The sequence below is a fragment of the Nocardia sp. NPDC049220 genome (genome assembly GCF_040647855.1).
GTDB lineage: Bacteria > Actinomycetota > Actinomycetes > Mycobacteriales > Mycobacteriaceae > Nocardia.
In genome coordinates this window covers 84,162-108,354 of the sequence record NZ_JBEZDA010000004.1, presented here as the reverse complement: position 1 = coordinate 108,354, position 24,193 = coordinate 84,162, and the positions used below count along the sequence as shown (strand labels likewise).

Here is a 24,193-nt window from a genome sequence, read left to right as displayed (position 1 = left end):
CCTCCTTGTCCTGGGACTGCTGGTGCGGTGGAAGTGGGGACGAAACGTCAGGCGGACGGGCGGTCGGTCAGACCGCGGTCCAGCCTCCGTCGACCGGGATCACCGAGCCGGTCACGTAGCTGCTCGCGTCGCTGGCGAGGTAGAGCAGCGCACCATCGAGCTCCCCCGCACGTCCACCGCGGCCCATCGGCGTCAGCTTGGCGACCCACGCCTCGCCCTTCGGATCATTGAAGAGGGCTTCGGTCATCTCCGAGGGGAAGAAACCCGGGGCGATGGCGTTCACCCGGACGCCGCTGCGCGCCCACTGCGCTGCCAGCTCACGCGTCAGGTTGACCACGCCAGCCTTGCTCGCCGCGTAGCTCGCCTGAGGCATTCGTCCGAGCCCGACCATCCCGACGACCGACGCGATGTTGACGATCGATCCCTGGCCGCGCTCTGCCATCAGCGTGCCGATGTGTCGGCTCAGCGAATACGTCGCGACCAGGTTGACCTCGATCACGCGGCGGAAGTCCGCGACGGTCTCGTCCTCGACCCGTGCCGGCTTGCTGACGCCGGCGTTGTTGACGAGTACGTCGATAGCACCGTAGCGCTCCACCGCGGACGCCACGAGACTGGCACAGTCGTCCTCCGAGGTGACGTCACACTCGACGGCCAGCGCGTCGGGAAGTTCCGCCGCCAGCGTGTCGATCCGATCACGGCGGCGCGCGGCGAGAACCACTCGCGCGCCCTCCCCGGCCAGCCGGCGCGCGAAGTGCGCACCGAGCCCGCTCGAGGCTCCGGTGACCACGACTACACGGCCTTCTAGGTCGAAGAGGTTGCCTTTCACGGTGTTGCCTTTCGTTCGATATGTACTGAGTTCGCTCATGCGGCGGTGAGTCCGCCGTCGACCGAGAGCACGCAGCCGTTGACATACGCGGAGTCCGGACCTGCGAGCCAGCTGATGGCCGCGCTGATTTCCTCGACTTGGGCAAACCGGCCCATCGGGTTGGCTCGGGACATCCGCGACAGCGCGGTCTCGGGAGAGTCTGCGTCGAAGGAGCGCGCGACTGCCTGCATGATCCGGGTGTCGGTCGGGCCAGGGGCCACCGCGTTGACCCGCAACTGCCTGCGGGCACCTTCCAGGGCCGCCGTCCTGGTCAGGCCGATAACCGCGTGCTTGGCCGCGGCGTACGGGCCGAACCGGGGAACTCCGCGAAGCCCGGCGTTGGAGGCCACGTTGACGACCGCTCCTCCGGGCATGGCGTGCCGCAGCGCCAGCCGAGTGCCCAGGAACGCACTGCGGACGTTGACGTCGATGACGCGATCGAACTCCTCCACGGCGGTGTCGGCGATCCGCCCGCCCGCACCCTGGGCCCCGGCATTGTTCACAACCACCCGCAACGGACCGAGGTCCTCGGTGAGTGTCAGGGCACGCTGCCAGGTCTCCTCGTCGGTGACGTCCCCGGCGACCCAGGTCGCGTCGGACTCGCCGTCGTCGAGGTCGATTCCCACGACCGACCACCCTGCTGTCACCAACCGCTCGACCACCGAGGCGCCGATCCCGCGTGCTGCCCCGGAGACGATCGCGACGGGGCGCACGTCCTCACTCACCGGCCGACTCCGATCCCTTTGATCCGCCGCGGAAGATCGCGTCGGCCCACACCATGGAGATTTGCTCGACGACCTCTTCGATGGGGAGGGACGCGTAACGGCCCTCGACGAAGCACGCGTAGGCGTACTGCTCGGTCATGCCACCGAGCAGCATCGCGATGAAGTCGGGGTTCAGCTCCGCACCAGCGATGCCCCGCTCCTGTGACCGCCGGATCATCCGCGCGATGCGCGTGTAGAAAGCGTCGCGTGCGTCCCCCCACATCTGCCGCACTTGGGGGTCGGTCTGCGCGACCTCGATCAGCAGGGCGTAGAGGTCGGCGTTGTCCCGGTAGAACTCGAGGTACTTGCGGGTGGTCACCCGGACCGACCTCGCCGGGTCGGTGGCGCTCCAACTGTCGCGCGCGAACTCGACGACGTCGCGCAGGAGGTCCTCGAGCAGGTCGTGCAGCACCGCGTCCTTGTCGGTGAAGTAGCGGTAGAAGCTGCCTTGCGAGAGTTTCGCCTGCGCCGTGATGTCAGAGATGCGGGCGTTGCCGTAGCCGCTCCGGCCGAACACCGTGCGTGCCGATGCCTTGAGCAGCGCCCGCGTGCGATTGCCCTTCTGTGTGCGCGGCTGCGTGGTCGACGACGCGCTGGCCAGGCCGTCATAGTTGGGGCGGCGTTTCTCGAGGAAGGCCAGGAGACCCTCGGTGGCGTCCCGAGAGGTGGTGGCGTATTCGTGTACCAGTTCGACCTCGCGGGTGAGCCCCTCGTCGAGGTTGGCCTGGCGACCGGTGTCGATCAGCTGCTTGAGCGTGCGGTAGGCCAGCGGGCTGTGCTGGCCCGCCGCCGCCACCATCGCCAGTGACATGGGCTCCAAGGTCTCGCTCTCGGTGACGAGCGAGACCAGCCCGACGCGCTCGGCCTCACGTGCCGAGTAGAGGCGTCCGGACAGCATCCACTCTTTGGCCTTCTGCCAGCCGATCGCGCGGCCGAGGCGTTGGCTACCACCGGCTCCGGGCAGTTGTCCGGAGCCGAGATGTCCGTCGCCGATCCGTGCCTGTTCCGCGATCGTCATGAAGTCGCAGGCCAGCGCGAGTTCGAGGCCGCCTGCCACACAGGCGCCGTTGACCATGGCGCACGTGACGAGCGGGCCACGCTCGAGCCGCTCGCACAGTTGCTTGAAGTCGGCGAGGAACGCGCTGAACTGCGCGGGACGGGTGTAGAGGTCGACGTACTTGCGCAGGTCGCCGCCCGCGGAGAAGGCGGGGCCAGCGCCGGTCACGACGAAGCCTCGGACGGTCGGATCCTGCTCGGCCTCGTCGAGGTGGCGCAGCAGGGCGCGCACGGTGTCGTGGTCGAGCGGGTTGCGCAACTCGGCTCTGTTGAGCCGGATGAGAACGCCCTTGGTGCCGTCGAGCTCCCACTCCTCGCGGACAGTGACCGGTGTCGATGCATTCATGCGGACTGGTTCCGTTCGAAGTTGATGGACGAGGCCAACTCTGTCTTGCGGATCTTGCCGGTAGGCGTGCGTGGCAGTTCGGAGAGCACGTGGATGTACTGGGGGAGTTTGTACTTCGCCAGTTGCTTGGCTGCCAGGTAGTCCACGACATCTGCGAGAGTCGGCGACTCTCCGGGCTCGGGGACGACACAGACGCCGACGATCTCCCCGAGACGGATGTCGAGCACCCCGATCACGGCCACTTCGCGCACACCCGGCATCCCGGCGAGCAGGTCCTCGATCTCTCTGGGGGCGATATTGAGGCCACCGCGGATGATCGTCTCCTTTTTGCGTCCGGACACCGTCACGTACCCGTCGTCATCGACGAAGCCCAGGTCGCCCGAACGGAGCCAGCCGTCCGGCGTGAAGGTGGCGGCGGTGCGCTCGGCGTCGTCGAAGAAGCCGACGCAGACATTGGGTCCGCGGACCATCAGCTCGCCGACCTCGCCTGCGGGGAGTGCATGGCCCTCCTCGTCCCAGACGGCGACTTCCGTGTGCCGTGGTGGGAGACCGTCGGTCTCCTCGCGCTTGACCTGCGGCGCATCCGGTTGGTTCCACGAGATGATGAGGCCCTCGGTCGAGCCGTAGATCCGCAGCACATGGATGCCCTGCGCGGCCGCCTCGCGGACCAACTCTGCCGCGACCGGTCCCCCGCCGCACCCGAACGTGCGCATCGAACTCACGTCACGGCCGTCCTCGCGTGCCGCACGCAGCAGGTCGGCGAGGAATGTCGAGGCGGCCAGCGTGTACGTGCAGCGGTTCTCCTCGATCAGGCGTGCGGCCTCGGCCGGCTGCCAGATGTCCTGGAGGACGACGGTCACGCCGGCGACCAGCGCCAGCCGGACGCCGAAGTTGAAGCCTGTCGAGTGCCCCACCGGCGAGGGCATCCACACGACGTCGTCGTCACCGAGGCCCAGGTGCGCGAGGGTGGCCTCGACAGAGTGGTTGACCGTCTCCTCGGTGTGCATCACGGCCTTGGGCAGCGACTCGGTCCCGGAGGTGAAGATCAGCTCGCTGACCCGGTCCGGTTGCGCCGGAGGAAAGGTGCTGAGCGGCTCGTGGGCCAGCGCTTCGGAAAACGGGATGCCACCGAATTCGTGGCCGTCGTGGTCGACGACGAGGTGGGCGATCGAACCGCCCAGGTCCGCGCACAGTTGTTCGGCGAGGGCCGCGTGATCGAACCGCCGGTAGGTCGACGGAGTGACGAAAACCCGGGCGTCGGACACTCGCAGGAAGTGCTCGAGTTCGTTGCGGCGGTAGTTCGGCAGCAGCGGGTTCAGGCAGGCGCCCACCGACAGCGCGGCGACGTCCATGACGACGGTCTCGTAGCGGTTGGGCAGCTGTACCGAAATCCCGTCACCCGGCTGGACACCGCGGCCGACGAGCCACGCGGCTACGCGGGCACTGTCTTCGGCGAGTTGCCGGTAGGTCACCCGACGGCCGTCGGTCCCGTCCACGACGGCGATCGCGTCCGGCCGCTGTGCGGCCCAGTGCCGCACCCGCTCGCCGACCGTGTACTGGGGCCAGCGGCCCTGGTCCCGGTAGCCGCGCTGCGCCGCGTCGCTGTGCACGCCGACGGACTTGACAGTCACGAGACCCCACCTCCTTCCGGCACGAAGACAATGGGTGGTCGTTCCGGATCCGAGGGGTAGGTCGCTCGCAGCCGTACATCGGCGTCGAGCGCTGCGAGGTCGATCCCTTCGACCCGCGCGAAGATTCGGGCTCCCTCATCGAGTTCGATCGCGCCGACGACGTAGGGCACCTGTCGCGCGAGATCCTCGTCGAACGCGTGGTGCACCACCACCCAGGTGTAGAGCGAACCGCGCCCCGCGGAGCGAATTAGCTCGGGTTCGGCAGCGCACTCCGGGCACGACGGCAGCGGCAGCACGAAACAGGTGCCGCAGCGTGTGCAGCGGCGCAGCTGCAGTTCGCCGTCGACGACCGCAGCCCAGAAGCCGTCCGCGTCCGGGTCGGTACCCGTGAACAGAGCTTGTGCCGGTGAGGTGCTCATGCTGCCACCCGCTGCTGACGGGCGAGGACCAGAGCGGACCCGTCGGTCAGGGCGCCCGAGGTGACCACGCAGGTCTGCGCTCCTTGCACGGTTCGTACGCCGGCTCGGCCCTGCATCTGGTACACCGCCTCGGCGACGGTGTTCATGCCGTGCAGGTAGCCCTCGGCGAGCAGGCCGCCGTTGGTGTTGACCGGAAGCCGTCCGCCCGGCTGGGTGTGGCCTGCCCGGACCATGTCCGCCGCTTCACCGCGGCCGGCGAGTCCCAGCCCTTCCATGGCCAGCAGCACGCTGCTGGAGAAGCAGTCGTAGAGCTGGGCCATGTCGACGTCCGCGGCCTTCATGCCCGCGCTGTTCCACAACTCCTCGGCGATGATGCTCGTGTAGTTGCGGGTGAGGTCGGGCCACAGCATCGCGTCGCCGGCGTCCAGACCGGACCGCTTTCCCGTGCCGTAGGCCGCACCCTCGATCACGACCGGATCGTGGCGCAGGTCCATGGCCTGCGAGCGCGACGTGACCAGGACAGCGCAGGCGCCGTCGGCCTCGGTGGTGCAGTCGACCGCGCGGAACGGGTCGGCCACCATCGGCGACTCGAGGTACTGCTCGATGCTCAGCGGCTTACGCCGCAGCGCCCGGTCATTGTCGATCGCCCAGGCACGCTGGGCCACGGCAACGGCACCGAGGTCGAGCTCCGACCCGCCGGTTTCGATCAGGAAGCGCCGCGCCCACATGGCGATGAACTGGGGGTAGGCCGTGAGACCGTACGGGTAGCGGAACGACGGCGCGAGGCCGGGAGCGCGGGTGCTGCCCACGCGCTGACCACTGCGTCCGTTGAGCGCGCGATAAACCAGTACGTTGCGGGCCATGCCCGATTCGATCGCCGCCGCCGCCTGCATGATCAAGAAGGCGGGTGCCTGTCCCCCGAGACTCACATCGACCAGGTAGCGCGGCGCCGGCAGCCCGAGCGCGGTGGCGACGGCCTGCGACGAGACCGAGTCGTTGTTGAAGCTGAAACTCAGCACACCGTCGATGTCGGCGAGTCCGAGGCCCGCGTCGTCCGCGGCGCCTCGGCATGCCTCTACCGCGAGCGCCAGGACCGAGCGTCCGGACGCCTTCGTCAACGCGGTCATCCCCACGCCGGCAAGGGCCGTGCGCCCGAGAAAACTCAGGCGCCGTCTGGGGTCGGACAAGGGTTCTCCTCTGAATGGATTGGATGATGGGTGGTGGTAATGGTCCGGGTACTCCGCGCTGATGGGGGTGCACCCGGTCCATCGTCAGCGGGTCAGGTCGACCTGCTCGGCCTTCGCGCCGTTCATCTTGTAGGTGACGAGGTAGTCACCGGTGAACCCGTCGTGCCGGTTCTTGGTGAACTGGATCTTCGAGCCTTCCTTGCCGGAGGTCCCCTCGTACGGCGCGATGGAGTCGAGCGCGTCGGCCAGCGCCTGGCCGCCCTTGCCCTTCGTCTTCCCGAGTGCGGCGGCGAGGATCATCAGCGCGTCGTAGGTCTGCGCCGGCTGCTCGGTGAGGTCTTCGGCGCCGTATTTGGCCTGGTAAGCCGCCATAAACGCCTTCGTAGCGGCCTTCTTCTGGTCGAGGTTCTGTAGCGAGTAGACACCCGGCAGGTCGCTGTAGGCGTTGCCGGCGATCTTGATGGCGTCGCTGACCAGGATCGGACTGAAGCCCACCAGCGGCACGTCGAGCCCCTGTTCGAGCATGGTCTTGGCGACCAGGCCGTGATCGCTACCGGCCGACCCACCAATCAGCACACCGTCCGGCTCGAGCCCGGACGCATTGGACACCTGCGCCGACACGTCGGTGCCGTTGATCGGGAACTCGATCGGAGCGCCGGCGAACGACAACCCGACCTTCTCGGCGTGTGTCTCGAACAGATCCTTCAGGAGTAGGCCGGCGGCGCCCGAGTCGTTGAGCACCGCAGGCTTCGTGAGGTTCAGCGCCTTGGCCGTGTCGACCACCCCGTTGGCGTAATCGGTCAGCAGCGGCGCAATGCGGTAGGTGAACGTCGCGTCCTTGGTCACGGATTCGGCAGTAGCGGACGACGTGATGAACGGGACCTTGGAGCGCTGCGCGACCTCACGGATCGCGAGTGCTTCGCCGCTGCTCTGGGCACCGACCACGGCGACGGCGCCGTCACGGGTGATGGCGCGCTGGGACTCTTTGGTGGCGTCCTCCGGGGTCAGTTTGTCGTCGTACACCTGAAGGGAGATGTTCTTGCCGTCGACACCACCATCCTGATTGATCTTCGCGACGGCCAGGTTGGCGGCGTTCTCCATCTGCTTCGCCGTCTTGGCCGAGGCCCCGGTCAAAGGGATGATCAACGCCACCTTTACGGTGTCACCGCCGCCGCCACCCCCACCCGAGGCGGAGGAACCACAAGCCGACAGGGCGGCCATGGATGCAGCTGCCAGGGCGGCAACCAGCTTCTTGTTCATTGAACTACTCCTTAAAAGGTGTCGCGTCGGTGGAACTGGCCGCTTCTTCGTGACCGAAGTAGGCGGCACGGACAGCTCCTTCATCCGTGAGCGCTCCCGATACGGAGAGCGTCACGGACCCGAGACGGAGCACGTGCATCTGGTCGCACAGCCTGTTGAGCCGGCCATAGTCCTGCTCGACGATCAGCATCGACAGGCCCGTCTGCTTGAGCTGGGCGAGCGACTCGTATATCCGATCGATGACGACCGGGGCGAGTCCCAGCGACGGCTCGTCGAGCAGCAGGAGCCTCGGCTGGGACACCAGGGCCCGGCCGATACTCACCATCTGCTGCTCGCCTCCCGACAGCAGTCCTGCCAGCTGTTTGCGTCGCTTGTGCAGGATCGGGAAGAGTTCGTAGACGGTCGGCAGTGTGGCTGCCAGCCGAGTCTTGACACCGCGCGGCCAAGTCGAGATCGCGGCGAGGCGGAGGTTCTCCTCCACCGTCAGCTTGCGGATCACGCGGTGCCCCTCGGGAAGCAGGACGACCCCGCGGCGCAGCCTCGCCGCGGCGCTTTCGCTCGGGAGCGAGTTCCCGTCGAGTCGAACGGTTCCGCCACGCGCCGGCTGGAGGCCCGCGAGCACCCGGAGTAGCGAGCTCTTGCCTGCGCCGTTGGCGCCGATCACGCCGATCGCCGCCCCCTGTGGAACGTCCAGTTCGATCTCGTGCAGCACGTCGGTCGCTGCGCCGTATCCTGCCCGTAGTCCGCGTACCTCGAGGAACGACATCACTCACCACCTCCGAAGTACGCCGCGACGACCTCGGGCCGGTCGAGGACCTCGCGGGGGGCTCCGGTGGCCAGGGTCCGGCCACCGTCCAGCACGTGCACGTGGTCCGCGACCGAAGCCACGAAAGACACGTTGTGGTCGATGAGCAGGATCCCGATCCCGGACTGGGCGAGCCTGCGGATGATGTCGGAGAGCGTCGCGCACTCGTGTTCGTTGAGACCCGCTCCTGGCTCGTCGAGCAGCAGGAAGGACGGGGCGCCTGCCAGGGCTCGGGCGATCTCGACCAGCTTCTGGGTGGAGTACGGCTGCGCTCCGACCGGCTCCCAGAGGTCGGTGTCCACCCCGAGAGCGTGGAGCAGGCCGACCGACTCCTCGAGGCTGTGCCGAGTGTCCGCTCGCGCCGCGGGTGAATCCAGGACCTCGCCGAGGTCGGTGGCCCGGGCGCCAGCGGCGAAGCCGAGTGCCACGTTGCCGACGACCGATATCTGGGTCAGCAGCTTCGCCGTCTGGAAGGTGCGTACGACGCCCAGCCCCGCCACCTGCTCCGGACGACGACCGTCGAGCCGCTCGGAGCCCAGCACCACTCGGCCCGCGGTAGGGACGACGTGACCGGTCACGCAGTTGACCAGGGTGGTCTTTCCTGCACCGTTCGGCCCGATCAGACCGAGCACGTGACCGGGCCGCACCTCGAGCGAGACGGAGTCGAGCGCGTGCACCCCGCCGAATTCCACGCCGATGTCCTCGACGCGCAGCACGTCGGTGTTCTCGACCACCGGGAAGGAGACCCGGGCGGGCTTGATCTCCGGTGGACGTCGCCGCAGCCAGCGCCCCAGCGTCAGGTTCAGCAGTCGGGCGACACCACCCTGCCAGTACCCGAGCAGCACCACGATGGCGACACCGAGGATCAGTGTGTTGTAACCCGAACTTGCGGCCCCCGCCTCGTCGATGAAGACCAGGGCCGCCACACCCACCACCGGTCCGAGTTGCGTACCGGCGCCACCGATCAGCACCGCGAGGATGAGCAGGATCAGCCGCGGGAGGCCGAATGACTCCGAGGCCACGAACAGTGCCTGGTGGGCGAACAGCGACCCCGCTAGGCCGGCGAGCATGCCGGAGACCACGAAGGCCACGAGGCGCACCCGTCCTGGAGAGACCCCGACCGCAGCCAGCGCGACCGGGGACTCGCGGTGGGCGATGAACTTACGACCCATGCCCGACGACGTGAGTCGCGCGGAGACCTCCCAGGCCAGAATCGCGGCCACGGCGGCCAACCAGTAGTAGGACATCGAGTTGGCGGCAAGGTCGCTCCCGAACGCCGTGGCGAAGGGAATGCCGAGCAGCCCCTCGGCGCCTCCGGTCAGCGAGGTCCACTTGAGCATGAGTTCCTGCACGGTGACGGCGAGGCCGAGCGTGGCGATGGCGAGGAACAGGTCCCGCAGGTGGCGGGTCGGTAGCCACACCAGGATCGAGACGACCGCGCAGATCAGCATCGCGAGCAGCGTGGCCACCAGGAATGGAAGTCCTGCTTTCATCTCGAGCAACACGGCCGCATAGGCGCCAATGCCGTAGACGGCGATGTGTGCGAGGGAGAAGACGCCGGCGTAGCCGTAGATCAGGTTGAAGCTGACGGTCAGAATAAACGCCGTCGCCGCGGTGATGGCCAGGTAGACATGGAAACCGTCACCCTGCACGAACAGGCCGATGAGCACGAGGACGACCGGGGCGACGAGCGTCTGCCACCAGGCGCGGGGCATCGAGAAGGCGCTGGACATCGCGTCAGACCCTTTCCGCGTTGCGGGCGTTGACGAACAAACCCGCCGGTCGCAGTGCCAGAACGAGGAAAAGGAGCACGAAGACCATGCTCACCGAGTAGCGGGGGCTGATGAACTGGGAGAAAGCAGCCTGCACGCCGGCGACCGCCAGTGCGCCCACGACTGCGTTCCTGATGCTGCCGAGACCACCCACCACTGCCGCGGCAATGCCGTAGATGACCAGTGGGAGAGCGTTGTCCATCGAGACGGCCGAGATCGAGCTCTGCAGGATGCCGGCCAGCCCGATCGCGCCTCCGGCGAGCGCCCACGCGACGCAGGCCACGACACCGGTACGCACGCCGTACATCCCGGCCAATTCACTATCGGCAGCCGTCGCCTCCAGTGCGTTGCCGGCCATGGTTCGGTCGACGAAAACGAGGACGCCTGCGATGAAGACCGCCGCCAAGAGGACCGCGAGGACGCGCTCGGTGGCAAAGGTGGTGTCGCCGATGGTGAGCGTGCCGTCGATCATGGCGTCGGCCGAATAGCCCTCGGTGGCCCAGACCCGCCCAGCGACGAAGTCCAGGACCATCCCGAAGCCGAGCAGAGCGAGCGACAGCGCGACGTGGTCGAGCTTGGTGCGCTGGCCCCACCAGGTCGACACGAAGTACGCGATCACGCTGAGCAGCACGGCGACCAGCATGGTGAGGACAATGCCGACGATGTCGGCCGACATCTCGTTGACGTAGAAGATGCCCGCAATCGCCACCATGTAGCCAGCGCCGAAGTTGAGGATGCCGCTCGAGCGGTAGACGACGTTGAGCGAGACCGCGACCAGCGCGTAGATCGCCGCGTTGGACACGGCTGTGACGAGGAACTGGATCACGCTACTTCTCCTGCACAACCGATAGCCCGTCGGCCCGATGCTTCCATGCGGTGCGAGGTGGGTCCGGCGAGGTCCGGGTCGTAGGCGGGGTGGGCGTAGAAGGCGTCTCCGGAGAAGCAGCGCGAGGCGTCCGCGAAGCGGCCCGGGGTGAGGTGCTCGAAGTGATCGATGGCGACAGCGGGCAAGCTCATCGCGTCCCCTTGGCAGTGAGTTTCAGCACCCCGGGGGACGTGCTCGCGTGAGCCGCCGGGACAGCCTGTGTAACCATGGTCACATAAAACATGAACCTAACGTCACTGTCAATAATGGATAAAGATGGCATTTCGCCCGCATTGCGGTCTGGTTGCTCAGGGGTCGCCTCCCGTGCATACCAGGTGTCGCTGACGAGGCCCCGCTGATGCGGCTCTGGAAACATGAAGCAGGCGTCAGTTCGCTGACGAGGTCAGCAAGGATCGTCTGGCGACCGCGGCGAGTGAGCGGTTCCGGGCAACTCCGGTTCGCACGACCGCACCAGGCGCCGAGCGTCCGCAATTCCCAGGGCGCGCCTTCGGCTCGCCTCGAAAACAGAGCCGCCTGCGGCTCAGCTCCCGAGAAGTGCACTCGACGCGGTAAGGCGAATCGGCAGCCACCGGTTGGCGCGGCACCGATCTCATCGGCCGACCCGTGCCAATCAGTTCCAATACTCGCCGGTAGCCCGGGTATCGCATGTGCCCGAAGCGATCGTCTCGATTGGCGGTTGTGCTCGGTCAGTTGGAATGCCTTGCGGCACTTCATTATTCGACCCCTGGGCATGTTACGATGGGTGAACTTTCGGCCTGTCTCGCCACTGCCCCGATATCGAAGCCGATTCCTCCAATGACATCGTCGACCGGACCGCACTGATCTGATCCGTATCTCGTCTGCCACGGCCGCGACGCGATCCGCGGCGTCGCTCTTGAAGCCCAACATGTCTGCCGAATCGGCTATTTCGCGCACGTCGTCTCGCCGCCGCGCCACCCGGGGTCACCTGGCGATAATCCCGACGAAAGCGAGAGCTGTTGTTACAGAATCGGACCCACAGTGGTTACCGATGTGGGGAACGAGTAGAGACATCGATCAGGGTTCGAGCCTGAGGCGATGAGACTGCGTACTCGGGCCTGTGACTTGCGCCGCTCCTAGCGGCGCGACTCGAAACTCCCACAAAGGTGATAGGCGCGACGGACTCCCCGGGATGGCTCCGATCCCAGCGATCGGTGTAGGTGCCGAGGTCGTTGACGGCGAGGTCTTTCTCATCGATGCGGTGTGACCTCACTGCTGGCGGCGTAACCCCTCTGCGCCCTTCGGGGCCCGACGCGACAGAGTTGCCCGAATTCGGCGCACCCTGGTTGTTCGTATTGTGCTGAATCGCGGTTCTGCGTGGTCCCGACTCTCGGTTGGGCGGCCCACCGCTGTGATCGATCGTCGAATATCTCGATCAGTAGCCGCTTCGCTGCAGTTATTGGACCTTCGCGGCGGCTGTCGGGCCGAAGTCATTAAGTTTGCGGAATATTAGCCATGGCCTCATGTCTAGCTTGGTACGGTAATCGTCAGCAACCGGAAGCTAGCTGAGTGTCTGTCGCTTGTTGCATTGCCGGATGTTTGTGGGTCCTGCCTCGCCATTGCGTGCCGCATACGCGTTGATTCTGGTAAAGCCCTGTCGGAGTGCGCTCTGAGCCCTGTCCCAGGCGGCTTTTATCCGCCGGAAGTGACAGGTTCCTGCGCGATACACCGCACTGGGCCGCGCTTTGGCTGCGGTAGAGCTGCGGTAGATACGCCCGTCGGGACGTTTCGCTGCAAATTTGCCCGAGATTCTTGCACTGTGCATCGGGCGCACTGGTCCAACAAATGCTGCGAACTACGAACTACCCGTGGAGGTCTAGGTCGTGACTCGTCAGTTTCTTCTTTTCCGCGGCGTCCGGCGCGATGGTCGCGCCCGGATTCTCGCTGCGCTAGGCGGTGTTGCACTCGGGCTGTTGCTGGCGACGACGGCAACCGCGCAGCCGATTTACCCGTGGCCGGATCCGGACCCGTTCTACGGCGCTCCGGCGGATCTGGCGGCGCACCAGCCCGGTGATGTGCTCGATGCGCGGGGGCTGCCGCCGCTGGGGATGTTTCCCGGTGCCGGTGTCACGTTGGTGAAGTTCCGGTCCACCAACTCGAACGGCGCTCCGATCGCGGCGACTACGACGGTGGTCACCCCCGCCGGTCATCAACCTAACGCGCCGCTGCTGTCGTATCAGCACTTCATCAATGCGCTCGGCACCAATTGCGCGGTATCGCACCAGCTGTACTCCGGCGATACGAACCTGCTGTCGACCGCACCAGCTCTTAATGCGGTACTCGCGCGGGGTTGGAGTGTGGCGCTGCCGGATCATCTCGGTCCGAACTTCGCTTTCGGGGCCGCGCGGTTGGGTGGCCAGATCGTGCTGGACGGCGTCCGGGCGGTGAAGAGGCTGCCCGAACTCGCCGGGCAGCAGAGCCGGGTGGCGTTGGCCGGCTACTCCGGCGGCGGTATGGCCACGGCGTGGGCCGCTGCACTGCAGCCGTCATACGCACCGGAACTGCAACTTGCCGGCGCGGCCGTCGGCGGTGCCCCGATGAACCTGGAGAAGATGGCGGAGGCGTTGGGCTTCGAACCGCACCCGGCCTTCGGGCTGGCGATGGCTGCGGCGATCGGTCTGGAGCGCGAGTACCCGGACCGGCTGCCGATCAGCTCGTACCTCAACGAACGCGGACTCGCGGCCCGCGATGCCATGGCGAACAGTTGTACCGGCGAGATCCTCAATGTCGGCACCGACGGCAGTGCCGGCGCATATCTGGCCGGCACCTCGGTCGTCGACATCCATGAGGCTCGGGCGGTGTTGAAGGAGAACAGCTTGGAACTCTACGACGGGGTGCCGAGAACGCCGGTGTTCGAATGGCATTCTTCGTCCGACCTGCTGATCCCGCTCGACGCGATCGACAACACCGCCGGACGCTGGTGCGCGGCCGGAGTGCCGGTGCAGAGATTGCAAGTGTCCGCGCCCGAGCATGTGTCGGGGGCAGTGCTGGGCAGCCTCGATGCACTGAACTGGCTCGATGGCCGGGTGCGCGGTGAGCCGGCGCCCGCCTCCTGCTGAGGATCGGCGCCGGTCGCGGCGAAATGCAGCACGCGGGTCCGATCACCAACAGTTGTGGTCGTCGTCACCAGCGCTTCGGCGAGCGCTGGTGACGATGTCACCAACGCTCGCCCGCGATTCCGGTGAACGTCCGGACTCCGGCGGAGCGCGATCATGAGCCAGCGGTGTCAGTTCATCAATCTCGCCTATCGTCTGCCGGACTCCCCGGTTGATGGCGAGGACGCCGTGCATGAGACCCACACCCGCCGATAGGCCATGTCCCCGCAGCGAAAGACAGCCGTCGAATCTCCAGGCGGCTGGCTGACAACGGTAGCCGGCCGCAGCTGCCTGGACCTGCTCGGCTCGACCCCGGCGGCACCGCGATCGCCGACGGCGGCGGCCTTGCCACCGCCGCGCTCTGCCCGATCCGAGGCGGCGAGCAGATTGCCCGCTACCTGATCGATCTCGCCGACAGGACACCCCATAACGTGATCGTCCTGGACCGTACGGTGAACGGTCGGCCCGGCTGGTCACTCAGCATGATGGCGCCGCGGTGGCGGTGTACGCGTTCGACGTCGCGGGCGACTGCATCACATATCAGGACAATCCGCAACCGTGACAACCTCGCCGGCTGAACGGGCAAACTGACGACGACGCACCATCCGCAATATGGTCCGAAGAGTTGCCGTTCCGGGATACCCACCCCGACGCGGTGGCTCGGCGGCATCTGCCAGTAGCCTGTGCCGGGTGGGGCGGATGGACTATGCACCGAGCACATCGGCGCGACCGGGCATTGCATTGGCAGCGGTCACCGCCGTTCTGTTCGTAACCTTCCTGGATACGACCGTCGTCAGCGTCGCACTCGGCGATATCCGGCATGATCTGAGTACCGACGTGGTGCTGCTGCAGTGGGTGGTCAACTCCTACACGGTGGTGTTCGCCAGCCTCATGCTGGCGGGCGGGTCACTTGGTGACCGCTGGGGTCGCAAGCGGATCATGATCGTGGGATTGGTGATTTTCTGTGTCGGATCGGTGATCGCGGCGCTCGCGGCCAGTGTGTCGGTACTCATCGTCGGTCGCGCGATCATGGGCGTGGGCGCCGCCGCATCGGAACCTGGCACCCTGTCGATATTGCGCCAGATCTTCCCGGATGAGCGGGTCCGCGCCAGGGCGCTCGGCGTGTGGGCAGCGGTCTCCGGACTGGCGCTGGCGGCGGGGCCGGTGCTCGGCGGAGTACTGGTCCACGCGTACGGGTGGCGCTCGATCTTCTGGTTCAACCTGGCAATCGGTGCGGTGGCGCTCGCGGCCGCGTTGTGGTCCATCCCGGAAAGCGCCGACCCACGTCTGGGGCGTATCGACTGGGCGGGATTCCTGCTCGGAGCAGCCTTTCTCGGGCCGGTGATATACGCCGCGACCCTCGGTGAGCAGCGGGGCTACACCGCGCCCTCGGTGATCGCGCTGTTTGTGCTCGGTGGTATCGCGTTCATCGGTTTCGTCGCCGTCGAAGCACGGACACACGCCCCGATGCTCGATTTCCGATATCTGCGCCTGCCGATAGTGCGTGGTGCGCTGGTGGTTGCCTTCGCCGTCTACTTCGGCATTTTCTCGATTTTCTTCTTCACCGCACTGTATCTGCAAGTGATGCAATCATATTCGGGTGCACGCACGGCCACGGTCTTCGCACCGATGGCCGCCGCGATCGTCATCGGATCGCTGGCGACGGGCTTCTGGGTAGCGCGTCATGGTGCGCGCACCCCCATGATGGTGGGTTGTGCGGTCGGTGCCGGTGGGATCCTGCTGACCCGCCATGCCCTCGACGGCCCACTGCACGACCTACCGCTGGCAGGTGCGATGGCGGTGGCGGGGTTCGGATTCGGGATCGCGGTAGTGCCGTTGACGTCGGCCGTGCTGTCCGGGGTCCCGGCGGAGCACTCGGGCATGGCCGCCGCAGTGACCAACACGATGCGCCAGATCGGTTCCGCGTTCGGTGTCGCCGTGCTCGGGGCACTGGTGAATTCGTTCCTCACGTCGGATCTGAAAGCGCGGATGAACGAGTTGGGTTTGCCCGCGGCGCTGCAGCCCGACGTCGTCGACGCGGTCGAACGTGGCCGCATACCGGAGGGCGTGGACATCACCCCGTATCTGCAATACCTGTCGAAGGTATCCGACGTACTCAATACCGGAAAGCTGGCATTCCACCATGGACTCGATGTGGCATTGCTGGTTTCGGCGGTATTGATCCTGGCCGCGGCGGTATTCACGGCTGTCGATACGGCACGCCATCGAGCAGACATCACATAATCGCCGAGTACGGATTCTCGGCCGGGAGGCGGTTTCTCACCTGATCGCGACGACCATTGCATCGTTGATCGACCGCCACGCCACACCTGTCTCCAGGAATCCGGCCTCCTGCAACCGCACGCGGTGCCAGCCGATCGGACGTTCTTCTCCTCCACGGTGCTTTTCGAAGATGGCGCGGCTAGCCGCGTATTCGTCGGCCAGACCCGGGTCGTGGGCCACCGCCGCCCACCACTGCTCCCAATCCTGCGCTCCCATGGCGCGAGCCCGCTGCTGGTGCCGGATCTGGATGACCTCGTCTACGGCTGTGAGCATCGGATTCTCCGGCTCGGGCATGTGATCGGCATTGACAAATACCCCACCGGGCCGCACCAGCTTCGCCAGATCGGAATACAACCGCGCCAGCGGCTCGCACTTCATCCAATGCAACGCCGTCGCGGTGAGCACGGCATCGAACGTCTCGTCGGGTAACCGTTCCATCCAGCCCGGTTCGGATAGATCGGCTGTCACGAACGTAATCCGCGCATCCCCGTCGAATGATCCCCGGGCGATCGCCAAGAGTGTCGGATCCATATCGACCGCGACCGAATTCGCTTCCGGCAACCGCGCGAACAACCGCCGACTGATACTCCCCGTCCCACACGCAAGGTCCAGCACTCGCGGCGCCTGACCCGCCACCGCCGCCAGCACATCCAGCATCACCCGAAACCGCTCTTCACGGTCGGGCAAATACAGTTCTTGCTGCCGATCCCAACTACACTGCCACGACTCCCAGTCCATAACCCTCCGCGTCCGGTCACCTACCTGACATCGCCTATTGACTGCTGCTGTGCACGAAGCTCGGCGCGGTACCCGCACTGGTGAACTACGACGGTTCCGTTCCCGAATCTGTGGCCGGACACCGACGCTGATCCAGGCAGAAACGGATATTCGACTCGACCGAAAGACGTCGAAATGGGTTCCGATTCCGCCGCTGCGCCGCAATGATCCAAGTCACCATACTGGGTCCTCGTCGCGACAGTGCGGAACCATCTCACCGGCGGTGTTTCGGTGGGCCGACTCCACCAGTTACATTTCGGCGGCTTGTCTCGATGCAGAGTGCGCATTATCTGCCTGCGGAGATCGAGGCCGGTCGACTGCCGAAAGAGTCCAGGCAGGTGGTGATGCTGACTGAACCAGCAGCGATCGATACGATGCGGGTCGGGGGGGCGAGTTGAGGCGCGATTCTCCGGCTCGTGGATTGCGCGCGCTGTTGTCGGGTTGCGCGCCGGTTGCATCGTGTCCTGCCCGGCATCGCAGGTGACGTCTCCAGTTGGCTACTCGACCACCGTAGCGAGAGTTGCTGCCGCAGTTCAAACCTCTCGGCCGCTCGCCTGAGCGTCATCGCTCGGCAGTAGCGCCAGGAAGTTGCGAACGAGTGCCCGATCGTCATCGAGTCGGTGCACCACGTAAACCGTTGTCGTGGCTGCGGTTTCGACGAGCGGCACGACGTGGACAGTCGGTGGCGCAGTGAACGTCGCACTGCGCGGGGCGATTGTGACCCCCAGCCCCTCCCCCACCAGATGCAGTATGGTCGTCCAATTGTTGCCCTCTTGCACAATGCGGGGCCGGCAACCAGCTTCCACGAGGGGTTGCAGGTTCTTGTCGTGGGCATGCGAGCCCGCCGCCCGGGGGAAGAACACCAGGGGGTCGTCGGCAAGATCGGGGCCGGTGACGGCGGCGTGGTCCGCCAGCGGGTGATCGACCGGTACCACCGCCATGAATGGCTCGGTGACCAGTGGACATACGACAGTGCCTTGCTGCTCGTCGGGGTCTCGCACGATTGCCATATCGAGCGCGCCGTGGCTGAGCTGCGCCATCATCTGGGTCGTGTAACCCTCGATGAGGTCGATCTGGACCAGCGGGTAGCGGTCCCGGAACTGCCGAACACTCCGCAGCGGTTTCAGTGGCAGCACCGAGGGGACGAAGCCCAGATAGAGCCGCCCGTGGCTGCCCTGGCCGATGCCGGCGACCTCGTTCAGGTCGCGGGTCGCGTGAGCGAGGATGGCAGTCGCCCGCTCGTGCAGTACCTTCCCTGCCGGAGTCAGCGCGACACTGCGCGAGGTGCGGTCGAATACGCGGGTTCCCAGCAGCGTCTCGAGCCGCTGGATCTGCTGGGTCAACGCGGGTTGCGCGATGTGCAGCCGCTCGGCCGCCCGGCTGAAATGTAGTTCCTCGGCGACCGCCAGGAAGTAGCGCAGATGGCGTAGTTCGACCGCATCAGTCATAAGTTCAGCATATTAATCGGACCGGTCAAGTATTGGACGTGATGATTCGCGGCCGGGCATGCTGACGACGTGACCCAGCAGACCGAATCCGTTGCCCGCGACCAGATCGACGCCATCGTCGTCGAGCCGATGTCGAGTCCGGCCGATGCGCAAGCGTTCAAGAAACTCAACGAGGAATGGATCGTCGAACTGTTCTCGCTCGAACCCGCCGACTCCGTCAAACTGAACAACCCGGAGCGCGAGATCATCGCAAAGGGCGGCCAGGTGCTGCTTGCCCGCGACGGCGACGACATCGTCGGATGCGTGGCGCTGGTGTCGGAGGGCAACGGCGTGTTCGAGCTCTCGAAGATGGCCGTGACGCGGGCCCGGCGCGGCCGTGGTGTCGGCCGGACCATCCTGCAGGAGGCCATCGACTACGCTCGCCGGGAGGGTGCCGTGGCATTGTTCCTCGGTAGCAGCACCAAGTTGGCCGACGCGGTGCATCTGTACGAGTCGATCGGTTTCGTGCATGTCCCGAGCGATCAGATCGGGCCGATGCCGTATGAGCGCGCGGATGTGTTCATGCGGTACGAGCTGGCCTGACGGTTGCGCCGGAGGGTGCTATCCGTTGCCCGTTGGATCCGCGCGGCGCGGTCGGCGACGTGCTCAACATTCCGGCGTTGGATGCCGAGGGCAACCTCCTCGGCAACTCGGGCATGTCTTCACCGTGGTGAACCCACGTGACGGAACCGGACCGGTGTGGTGAGAGCCGCGGAACAGTCGTACGTGTTTCGCCCCACCCCGTGAATGCGGTGATTGGACCCGCACCTTCAGTGCGTACCGATAGCAGGGCACTGACCCCCGTGACTGCGCGCGAGGGGACTTGAACGGCAGGTCACTGCAACCGTGGCGCTGCACGGCGCGACTGGGTAACCGCGATCGATCGGATGGCCCGCGGTCAGCGTGCACGCCGCTCCGTCGGTCTTCGTCACACCGAGATACTGCCCGCGCACCTCGGGAACAATCACCACTGTCATCAACCGCGTCACAGAAGTGTCATGTGTCAGATGTGAGTTCGTGTCGACCATCGTTGAAATGACAGTGGTCACACTGGAACCGGCAACTTGTTAACGGAACAATCATGTCCGGCGATTTACTTATCGAATGACCGGAATCGAATTCGACCGGTACATCCCGCGACGGAGGTTCCCTCATGCTTGTCAATTTTCTGAACCGGATGGTTTACACCTCGGGTGGCGAGAGCCATCTGGCCGCCGCGGTGTCGGGTTCGACGGCCGCTGCGCTCGATGAAGATGCGGCGTTGCTCCAGAAGGAATCGGAGTATCAAAAATACTTGCTGACCAGGACCGTTGCTCGCGTGACCAGTGGGGTGTAACGGTACGATCGCAGGTAGCGATTTCTCTACCGATTGTTTGGACACGCCTTCGATCGGCCTATGCCGATCGAAGGCTCGAGTACTCACCTAGTCCGAATCAGAAATAAGTAGACCTGCCTCCGATATAGTCCTCTTGCTAGACCACGATTCGTGGCAGGGGAAAGTTGTCGGCTACTGAATCCTTGCCGTAGCGGCGTACCGGATCGCGGTGTCACATTCCGCTTCGTTCAATCGCAGTCGAAATATCGTCATGGCTGGACTGCGTGTCGAAATTTCAACGAGTCCATGGCATCTCGCGAGCTCGGTCACCGACGCAGCAGAGACTTCCCGGAATTCGCGCGGTGTCGACGGCGAGAACCTCGCGTTGTTCGACGCCTTCGGCTCGATGGAAAGACAGTGCGCGCCAACGCGGGCGGACATGGCGAGGCGGCGTGATTCGAGGCCGACCGCGCGACCGGTTTCTTCGTTCGTCCGCTCGGCCAGGCCGGCGCGGTGCCGGCCTGACGTGACCGGCATCGGCGTCCCGCTGCCGACGCAGCCGCCGATTACCGTTGTCGGAACTCGACTTACCCACCGTAAACGATCATCGGCTGCTAGCGGACCGTCCTGTCGGTGCCGGTTCGTCGGCCGGTCCGTCGAGCCGAACCACCCCCGCGGCCGGACAGCGATACCCACGCCACGATTCGCACCAGTCAGCCGTGCAGATCGGCCACGAAATCTGTGATGTGGTCCCAGATTCCCTCATGTGGTGCGCCGTGTTCGGTCAGATCGCCCAGGTCTCGAACTTTGTCCAGGACGATTCGTATGCGAGCGACTGCGACCGGGTCCTTCGTCCAGTGTTCGTGGCCTACTCGGAGCGTCGCCACCAGCAGGTCGCCAGGAAAAAGGTCGCCTGCAGCGAGCGGATTCCAGTGCAACTGGGACAATGCGCGCGATAGGAGGACATCGACACCGACATTCTGGCCCAGCAGGCACCGAACATCCTCGGTAGTCAGTCGCCCGATCGGCGTGCGCCGCAGTTCATGCACAGTGCGCATCAGACCGGTCGCGTCCGCGGGCATCGCGGGCCACTCGTCGTCTTCGAGCTGTTCCAACGACAGATCCTCGTCAACGTCCGCACACACCGTCCATCTCCCGGCTTCGTGCCGGAAAAAGAGGATGGCGACGTTGCCGGGTGAGTGCGTGATTCGCGCGAGCGCGATGTCTCCGAAGAGACGGATTCCAGAAACTTCGAAGGCAGGTTCACCGGTCGGTTTCACGGCGTTGTCGCAGTCGGGATCGGACACGTTGTCCAAGAACTGCTCGGCTTCGTCCGCACACATCAGTGCGGCGATCTCACGAGGGACCGCGCGCTCCACCGCCACCCAGAACTTGTTGATCAGTTCGACGATCAGCGACTCGTCATCAACCGAAGACCGCATCCGAACATCATGCTCGCGCTGCCGGTTTCGGATCCCACCCACCATGGGAAGGCTCCGGCACCGAACTCGATCAACGATCGGCATAGTTAGCTGCAGCGAAGCCATAGGGCGGATCATGGCGCTGGCCGCATAGCACCGAGGATCGGGAAGAACGTGCGGCGAGGGCAGTGGAGGTATCGAGGTGGATTGCGAGAACAGTCGCATACGGCCGGGTTCGGCTGCCGCTGTCGCGCTGCGCGAAGTGCGGAGACGTCTCGCGGTGGCGCTAAGCCGAGGCGGTGCGCGTGTCAGCGCCACCGGGCACGGTTTCGCGGATGCGATCCGTGAAGCCGACCGTGCCTACCGGCTGTCCGATCGGGAGATGCGCCGAATCTTCGCCGAGCGCATCGTTCCGGAGCAACTCGGTGGCGCATCGGGATCCCTCCGACGACCCGAGCTTGTTGTTGTCACCGGTCAATCCGCAGCGGGGAAAACAACGGCGATCCGCGAGATCGCCGATACCTTCCACGACCGCAACGGCGCGGTCGTCCTGATTGCCGACAACTACATGCCGTACCATCCGTTGTTCCGCGAACTGCAGGCCGACGACGACTTCACCGCTGGTGACCATATCTATCCGATTGCGGAGAGATGGCTCGATATGGCGATCGACCATGTGATCGCGCACCGCAGCAATGCCATTCTCGAAGAGGGAGTAGGTGATCTCACCCGCGCCGCCGGCATCATCCGCCGCTTCGACCACGATGACTACGGAGCGCGGATCGAGGCGGTCGCGGTACGCCGAGAACAAAGTCAGTTGTCCAACCTGGCCCGCTTCCTGGACGGGCGCATGCGCCACGGTGCCGGTCGCTACGTTCCCTCGGACGCGCAGAACGCGTGTTTCACCGGCTCCGCTGATCTGGTCCGCGTGTTCGAGTCCAGCGGATCACCGGTATCGATCGACGGCCTGCGAGTGCGGTCGCGCACTGATGTGCTGTTCGACAACCACCGCCTTTCCTCGGGTGAATGGGCACAGTCACCACAGGGCTCGGAAGTCATGGAGCAGGAGCGTCATCGACCGCTGCTCCCGGCGGAGCAGCGCGCATATGCCGACGGGATGCAGGGGTTGCGCGACGGCATCACTGCCGGCCGACAATTGCGGCCTGGCGACGAGCATGTCTGGGCGCGCCTGTCCAAGGAGGCCGATGAGCTCGAAGCCTTGGTAGGCCCCATACTCGGGCCCGGACCATTCGGCGGTCCGTCGTAATGGATCACACGACTGTCGAGTCCGAACTGTTCCCAGTGCCACCGCGTACGCCACTACACGGCTGCGGTTGATCGCACCACGAGCTTCCGGGCTTGTCGGGTTCAGGTTCAAGAGCGGAATCGACGGCGGCCGGTGGCGGCGAGGGCCCGTAGCGTGCGGCCGAGTAGGTTGGTGCGGAAGTCGGTGTATGGATACCAGAGCAGCAGCCGCTGGAGCGGGAGCGGGGCGCGGGGTTTGGTGACCGTCTGGGGGCGGCAGTATTTGACGATGCCGTCGGCGCCGCCGAGACGGCTGCCCAACCCGGATTCCTTCCATCCGGCCATGGGTGCGGCGAAGAAGAATAGGTTGGCGTGGACATCGTTGATGTTCACGGCCCCCACATCGAGCTGGGCCGCGACACGTTCAGCGTGCCGGATGTCGCGAGACCACACGCTGGCCGACAAGCCGTAGGTGGTGGCATTGGCCAGGCCTACGGCCTCGCTTTCGTCGCAGACTCGGACGACCGGGATGAGCGGGCCGAAGGTCTCCTCACGCAGGCAGGTCATCGTGTGGTCGACGTCGACGAGCACGGTCGGTTCCACCCATCGCTCGGCGGGTTCTGTCCCACCCCCGGCGAGCACTCGGGCACCGGAAGCCGTGGCGTCGGCGAGATGGCGGCTCACCACCTCGAACTGTTCGGCAGTCACCAAAGAACTGACGTCCAGGTTGCGACGCAGCGAACGGACATGCCCGGCAAGAGTCTCCACGAACGTGTCGTAGATCGAGTCCACGACATACACCCGTTCGACAGAGGTGCACATCTGTCCGGCGTTGATCAGCGCACCCCAGGCGATGCCGTGCGCGGCCAGTTCTACATCGGCGTCGGCGAGCACGATCGCCGGATCCTTGCCACCGAGTTCGAGTCCGCACGGGATCAGCCGCTCGGCACATCGCTGCGCGATCTTCCTACCAGTCGCGGTGGACCCGGTGAACTGGACGTAGTCTGCTTCGTCCACCAGTGCCCGCCCGGCACCGTCATCTCCTGCGATCGCGGTGAACACCGCCGGCGCACCGATTGCGGCCCATCCTTCGACCGCCGCGACGACAGTGTGTGGAGTGGCCGGCGCGGGTTTGACCACCACTGCGGCCCCGGCCAGCAATGCGGGGATCGCATCGAGGAGGGATAACCCCAGGGGAAAGTTCCACGGGGTGATCACCGCGACCACCGGGTAGGGCCGGTGCACGACATCGACGCGTTTGACGGCGTTGAGCAAATTCGGGGGCACGGGATGCCGAGTACGCAACGATTTTTCGGCCTGGCGGCAGTAGTACTTGATGATATCGATCGGTACGGTGACTTCGACCTTCGCTTCTACCAGAGGTTTCCCGCACTCGGCGACCAGCGACTCGGTGAGGCGATCGGCGTTGTCCAGCAACCAGTTCGCGTATTCACGCACCCAGCGCACGCGACCGGTGACACCGAGAGACTCCCAATCGGATTGGACCACGCGCAGTTCGGAGACATGCTTGGACACATCGATCAGTTCACTGGACATGTCA

At 65.6% G+C, this 24,193-nt stretch carries 20 protein-coding genes; 5 read left to right on the top strand and 15 right to left on the bottom strand.

From position 1 onward, the window contains the following. Positions 1–67 precede the first annotated feature (67 nt). The 11 genes from AB0C34_RS14370 to AB0C34_RS14320 all read right to left on the bottom strand — a co-directional run bounded on the left by AB0C34_RS14370 (position 68) and on the right by AB0C34_RS14320 (position 11,122). A complete protein-coding gene (locus AB0C34_RS14370) occupies positions 68–865 on the bottom strand; it encodes a glucose 1-dehydrogenase (RefSeq protein WP_357071610.1) in 798 nt (265 codons plus the stop codon). Continuing rightward, the gene (locus tag AB0C34_RS14365; protein ID WP_357071607.1) at positions 862–1,590 is read right to left on the bottom strand and encodes an SDR family oxidoreductase; all 729 of its coding nucleotides are present in this window, start codon (positions 1,588–1,590) and stop codon (positions 862–864) included. Before AB0C34_RS14365 ends, AB0C34_RS14370 begins: the two co-directional genes overlap by 4 nt. After that, positions 1,583–3,031, bottom strand: coding sequence for an enoyl-CoA hydratase-related protein (locus AB0C34_RS14360; protein ID WP_357071604.1), 1,449 nt, complete (start codon positions 3,029–3,031; stop codon positions 1,583–1,585). The genes AB0C34_RS14365 and AB0C34_RS14360 overlap by 8 nt, the downstream gene beginning before the upstream one ends. Continuing rightward, positions 3,028–4,662, bottom strand: coding sequence for an AMP-binding protein (locus AB0C34_RS14355; RefSeq protein ID WP_357071601.1), 1,635 nt, complete (start codon positions 4,660–4,662; stop codon positions 3,028–3,030). The genes AB0C34_RS14360 and AB0C34_RS14355 overlap by 4 nt, the downstream gene beginning before the upstream one ends. After that, positions 4,659–5,081, bottom strand: coding sequence for an OB-fold domain-containing protein (locus AB0C34_RS14350; RefSeq protein ID WP_357071598.1), 423 nt, complete (start codon positions 5,079–5,081; stop codon positions 4,659–4,661). The genes AB0C34_RS14355 and AB0C34_RS14350 overlap by 4 nt, the downstream gene beginning before the upstream one ends. Next, on the bottom strand, positions 5,078–6,268 hold the full coding sequence (locus tag AB0C34_RS14345; protein ID WP_357071595.1) for a hypothetical protein: 1,191 nt from the start codon (positions 6,266–6,268) through the stop codon (positions 5,078–5,080). The genes AB0C34_RS14350 and AB0C34_RS14345 overlap by 4 nt, the downstream gene beginning before the upstream one ends. An 84-nt stretch (positions 6,269–6,352) precedes the next feature. Next, positions 6,353–7,528 (bottom strand): ABC transporter substrate-binding protein, encoded by a 1,176-nt coding sequence (locus tag AB0C34_RS14340; RefSeq protein WP_357071592.1) that lies wholly within the window; start codon positions 7,526–7,528, stop codon positions 6,353–6,355. A gap of 4 nt (positions 7,529–7,532) precedes the next feature. Then, a complete protein-coding gene (locus AB0C34_RS14335) occupies positions 7,533–8,294 on the bottom strand; it encodes an ABC transporter ATP-binding protein (RefSeq protein WP_357071590.1) in 762 nt (253 codons plus the stop codon). Continuing rightward, on the bottom strand, positions 8,294–10,066 hold the full coding sequence (locus tag AB0C34_RS14330; protein WP_357071587.1) for a branched-chain amino acid ABC transporter ATP-binding protein/permease: 1,773 nt from the start codon (positions 10,064–10,066) through the stop codon (positions 8,294–8,296). The genes AB0C34_RS14335 and AB0C34_RS14330 overlap by 1 nt, the downstream gene beginning before the upstream one ends. Positions 10,067–10,070: 4 nt before the next feature. After that, positions 10,071–10,931, bottom strand: coding sequence for a branched-chain amino acid ABC transporter permease (locus tag AB0C34_RS14325; RefSeq protein WP_357071584.1), 861 nt, complete (start codon positions 10,929–10,931; stop codon positions 10,071–10,073). Beyond that, positions 10,928–11,122 (bottom strand): hypothetical protein, encoded by a 195-nt coding sequence (locus AB0C34_RS14320; protein WP_357071581.1) that lies wholly within the window; start codon positions 11,120–11,122, stop codon positions 10,928–10,930. Before AB0C34_RS14320 ends, AB0C34_RS14325 begins: the two co-directional genes overlap by 4 nt. A 1,764-nt stretch (positions 11,123–12,886) precedes the next feature. On the opposite strand from AB0C34_RS14320, the gene AB0C34_RS14315 reads away from it, so the two are divergent. Beyond that, a complete protein-coding gene (locus AB0C34_RS14315; RefSeq protein ID WP_357072230.1) occupies positions 12,887–14,068 on the top strand; it encodes a lipase family protein in 1,182 nt (393 codons plus the stop codon). Positions 14,069–14,803: 735 nt separating this feature from the next. After that, positions 14,804–16,348 carry an MFS transporter gene (locus AB0C34_RS14310; RefSeq protein WP_357071578.1) on the top strand — a complete coding sequence of 515 codons (1,545 nt, stop codon included), beginning with the start codon at positions 14,804–14,806 and terminating at the stop codon, positions 16,346–16,348. 36 nt (positions 16,349–16,384) lie between these two features. On the opposite strand, the gene AB0C34_RS14305 is transcribed toward AB0C34_RS14310, so the two are convergent. After that, positions 16,385–17,125: a class I SAM-dependent methyltransferase gene (locus AB0C34_RS14305; protein WP_357071576.1), complete on the bottom strand. Its 741-nt coding sequence runs from the start codon at positions 17,123–17,125 to the stop codon at positions 16,385–16,387. A 572-nt stretch (positions 17,126–17,697) separates the two neighbouring features. Next, the gene (locus AB0C34_RS14300; protein WP_357071573.1) at positions 17,698–18,612 is read right to left on the bottom strand and encodes a LysR substrate-binding domain-containing protein; all 915 of its coding nucleotides are present in this window, start codon (positions 18,610–18,612) and stop codon (positions 17,698–17,700) included. A gap of 69 nt (positions 18,613–18,681) precedes the next feature. Here AB0C34_RS14300 and AB0C34_RS14295 point away from each other — a divergent pair, with 69 nt between their 5' ends. Together AB0C34_RS14295 and AB0C34_RS14290 are read left to right on the top strand one after the other, a co-directional pair. Beyond that, a complete protein-coding gene (locus AB0C34_RS14295; protein ID WP_357071570.1) occupies positions 18,682–19,194 on the top strand; it encodes a GNAT family N-acetyltransferase in 513 nt (170 codons plus the stop codon). A gap of 610 nt (positions 19,195–19,804) precedes the next feature. Next, positions 19,805–19,987 (top strand): hypothetical protein, encoded by a 183-nt coding sequence (locus AB0C34_RS14290; RefSeq protein WP_357071567.1) that lies wholly within the window; start codon positions 19,805–19,807, stop codon positions 19,985–19,987. A gap of 692 nt (positions 19,988–20,679) precedes the next feature. Here AB0C34_RS14290 and AB0C34_RS14285 read toward each other — a convergent pair. After that, positions 20,680–21,408, bottom strand: coding sequence for a contact-dependent growth inhibition system immunity protein (locus AB0C34_RS14285; RefSeq protein ID WP_357071564.1), 729 nt, complete (start codon positions 21,406–21,408; stop codon positions 20,680–20,682). Between the two features lie 259 nt (positions 21,409–21,667). Here AB0C34_RS14285 and AB0C34_RS14280 point away from each other — a divergent pair, with 259 nt between their 5' ends. Further along, positions 21,668–22,654, top strand: coding sequence for a zeta toxin family protein (locus AB0C34_RS14280; RefSeq protein ID WP_357071561.1), 987 nt, complete (start codon positions 21,668–21,670; stop codon positions 22,652–22,654). A gap of 107 nt (positions 22,655–22,761) precedes the next feature. Here AB0C34_RS14280 and AB0C34_RS14275 read toward each other — a convergent pair whose 3' ends face one another. Continuing rightward, positions 22,762–24,189 carry an aldehyde dehydrogenase family protein gene (locus AB0C34_RS14275; protein ID WP_357071558.1) on the bottom strand — a complete coding sequence of 476 codons (1,428 nt, stop codon included), beginning with the start codon at positions 24,187–24,189 and terminating at the stop codon, positions 22,762–22,764. Positions 24,190–24,193 lie beyond the last annotated feature (4 nt).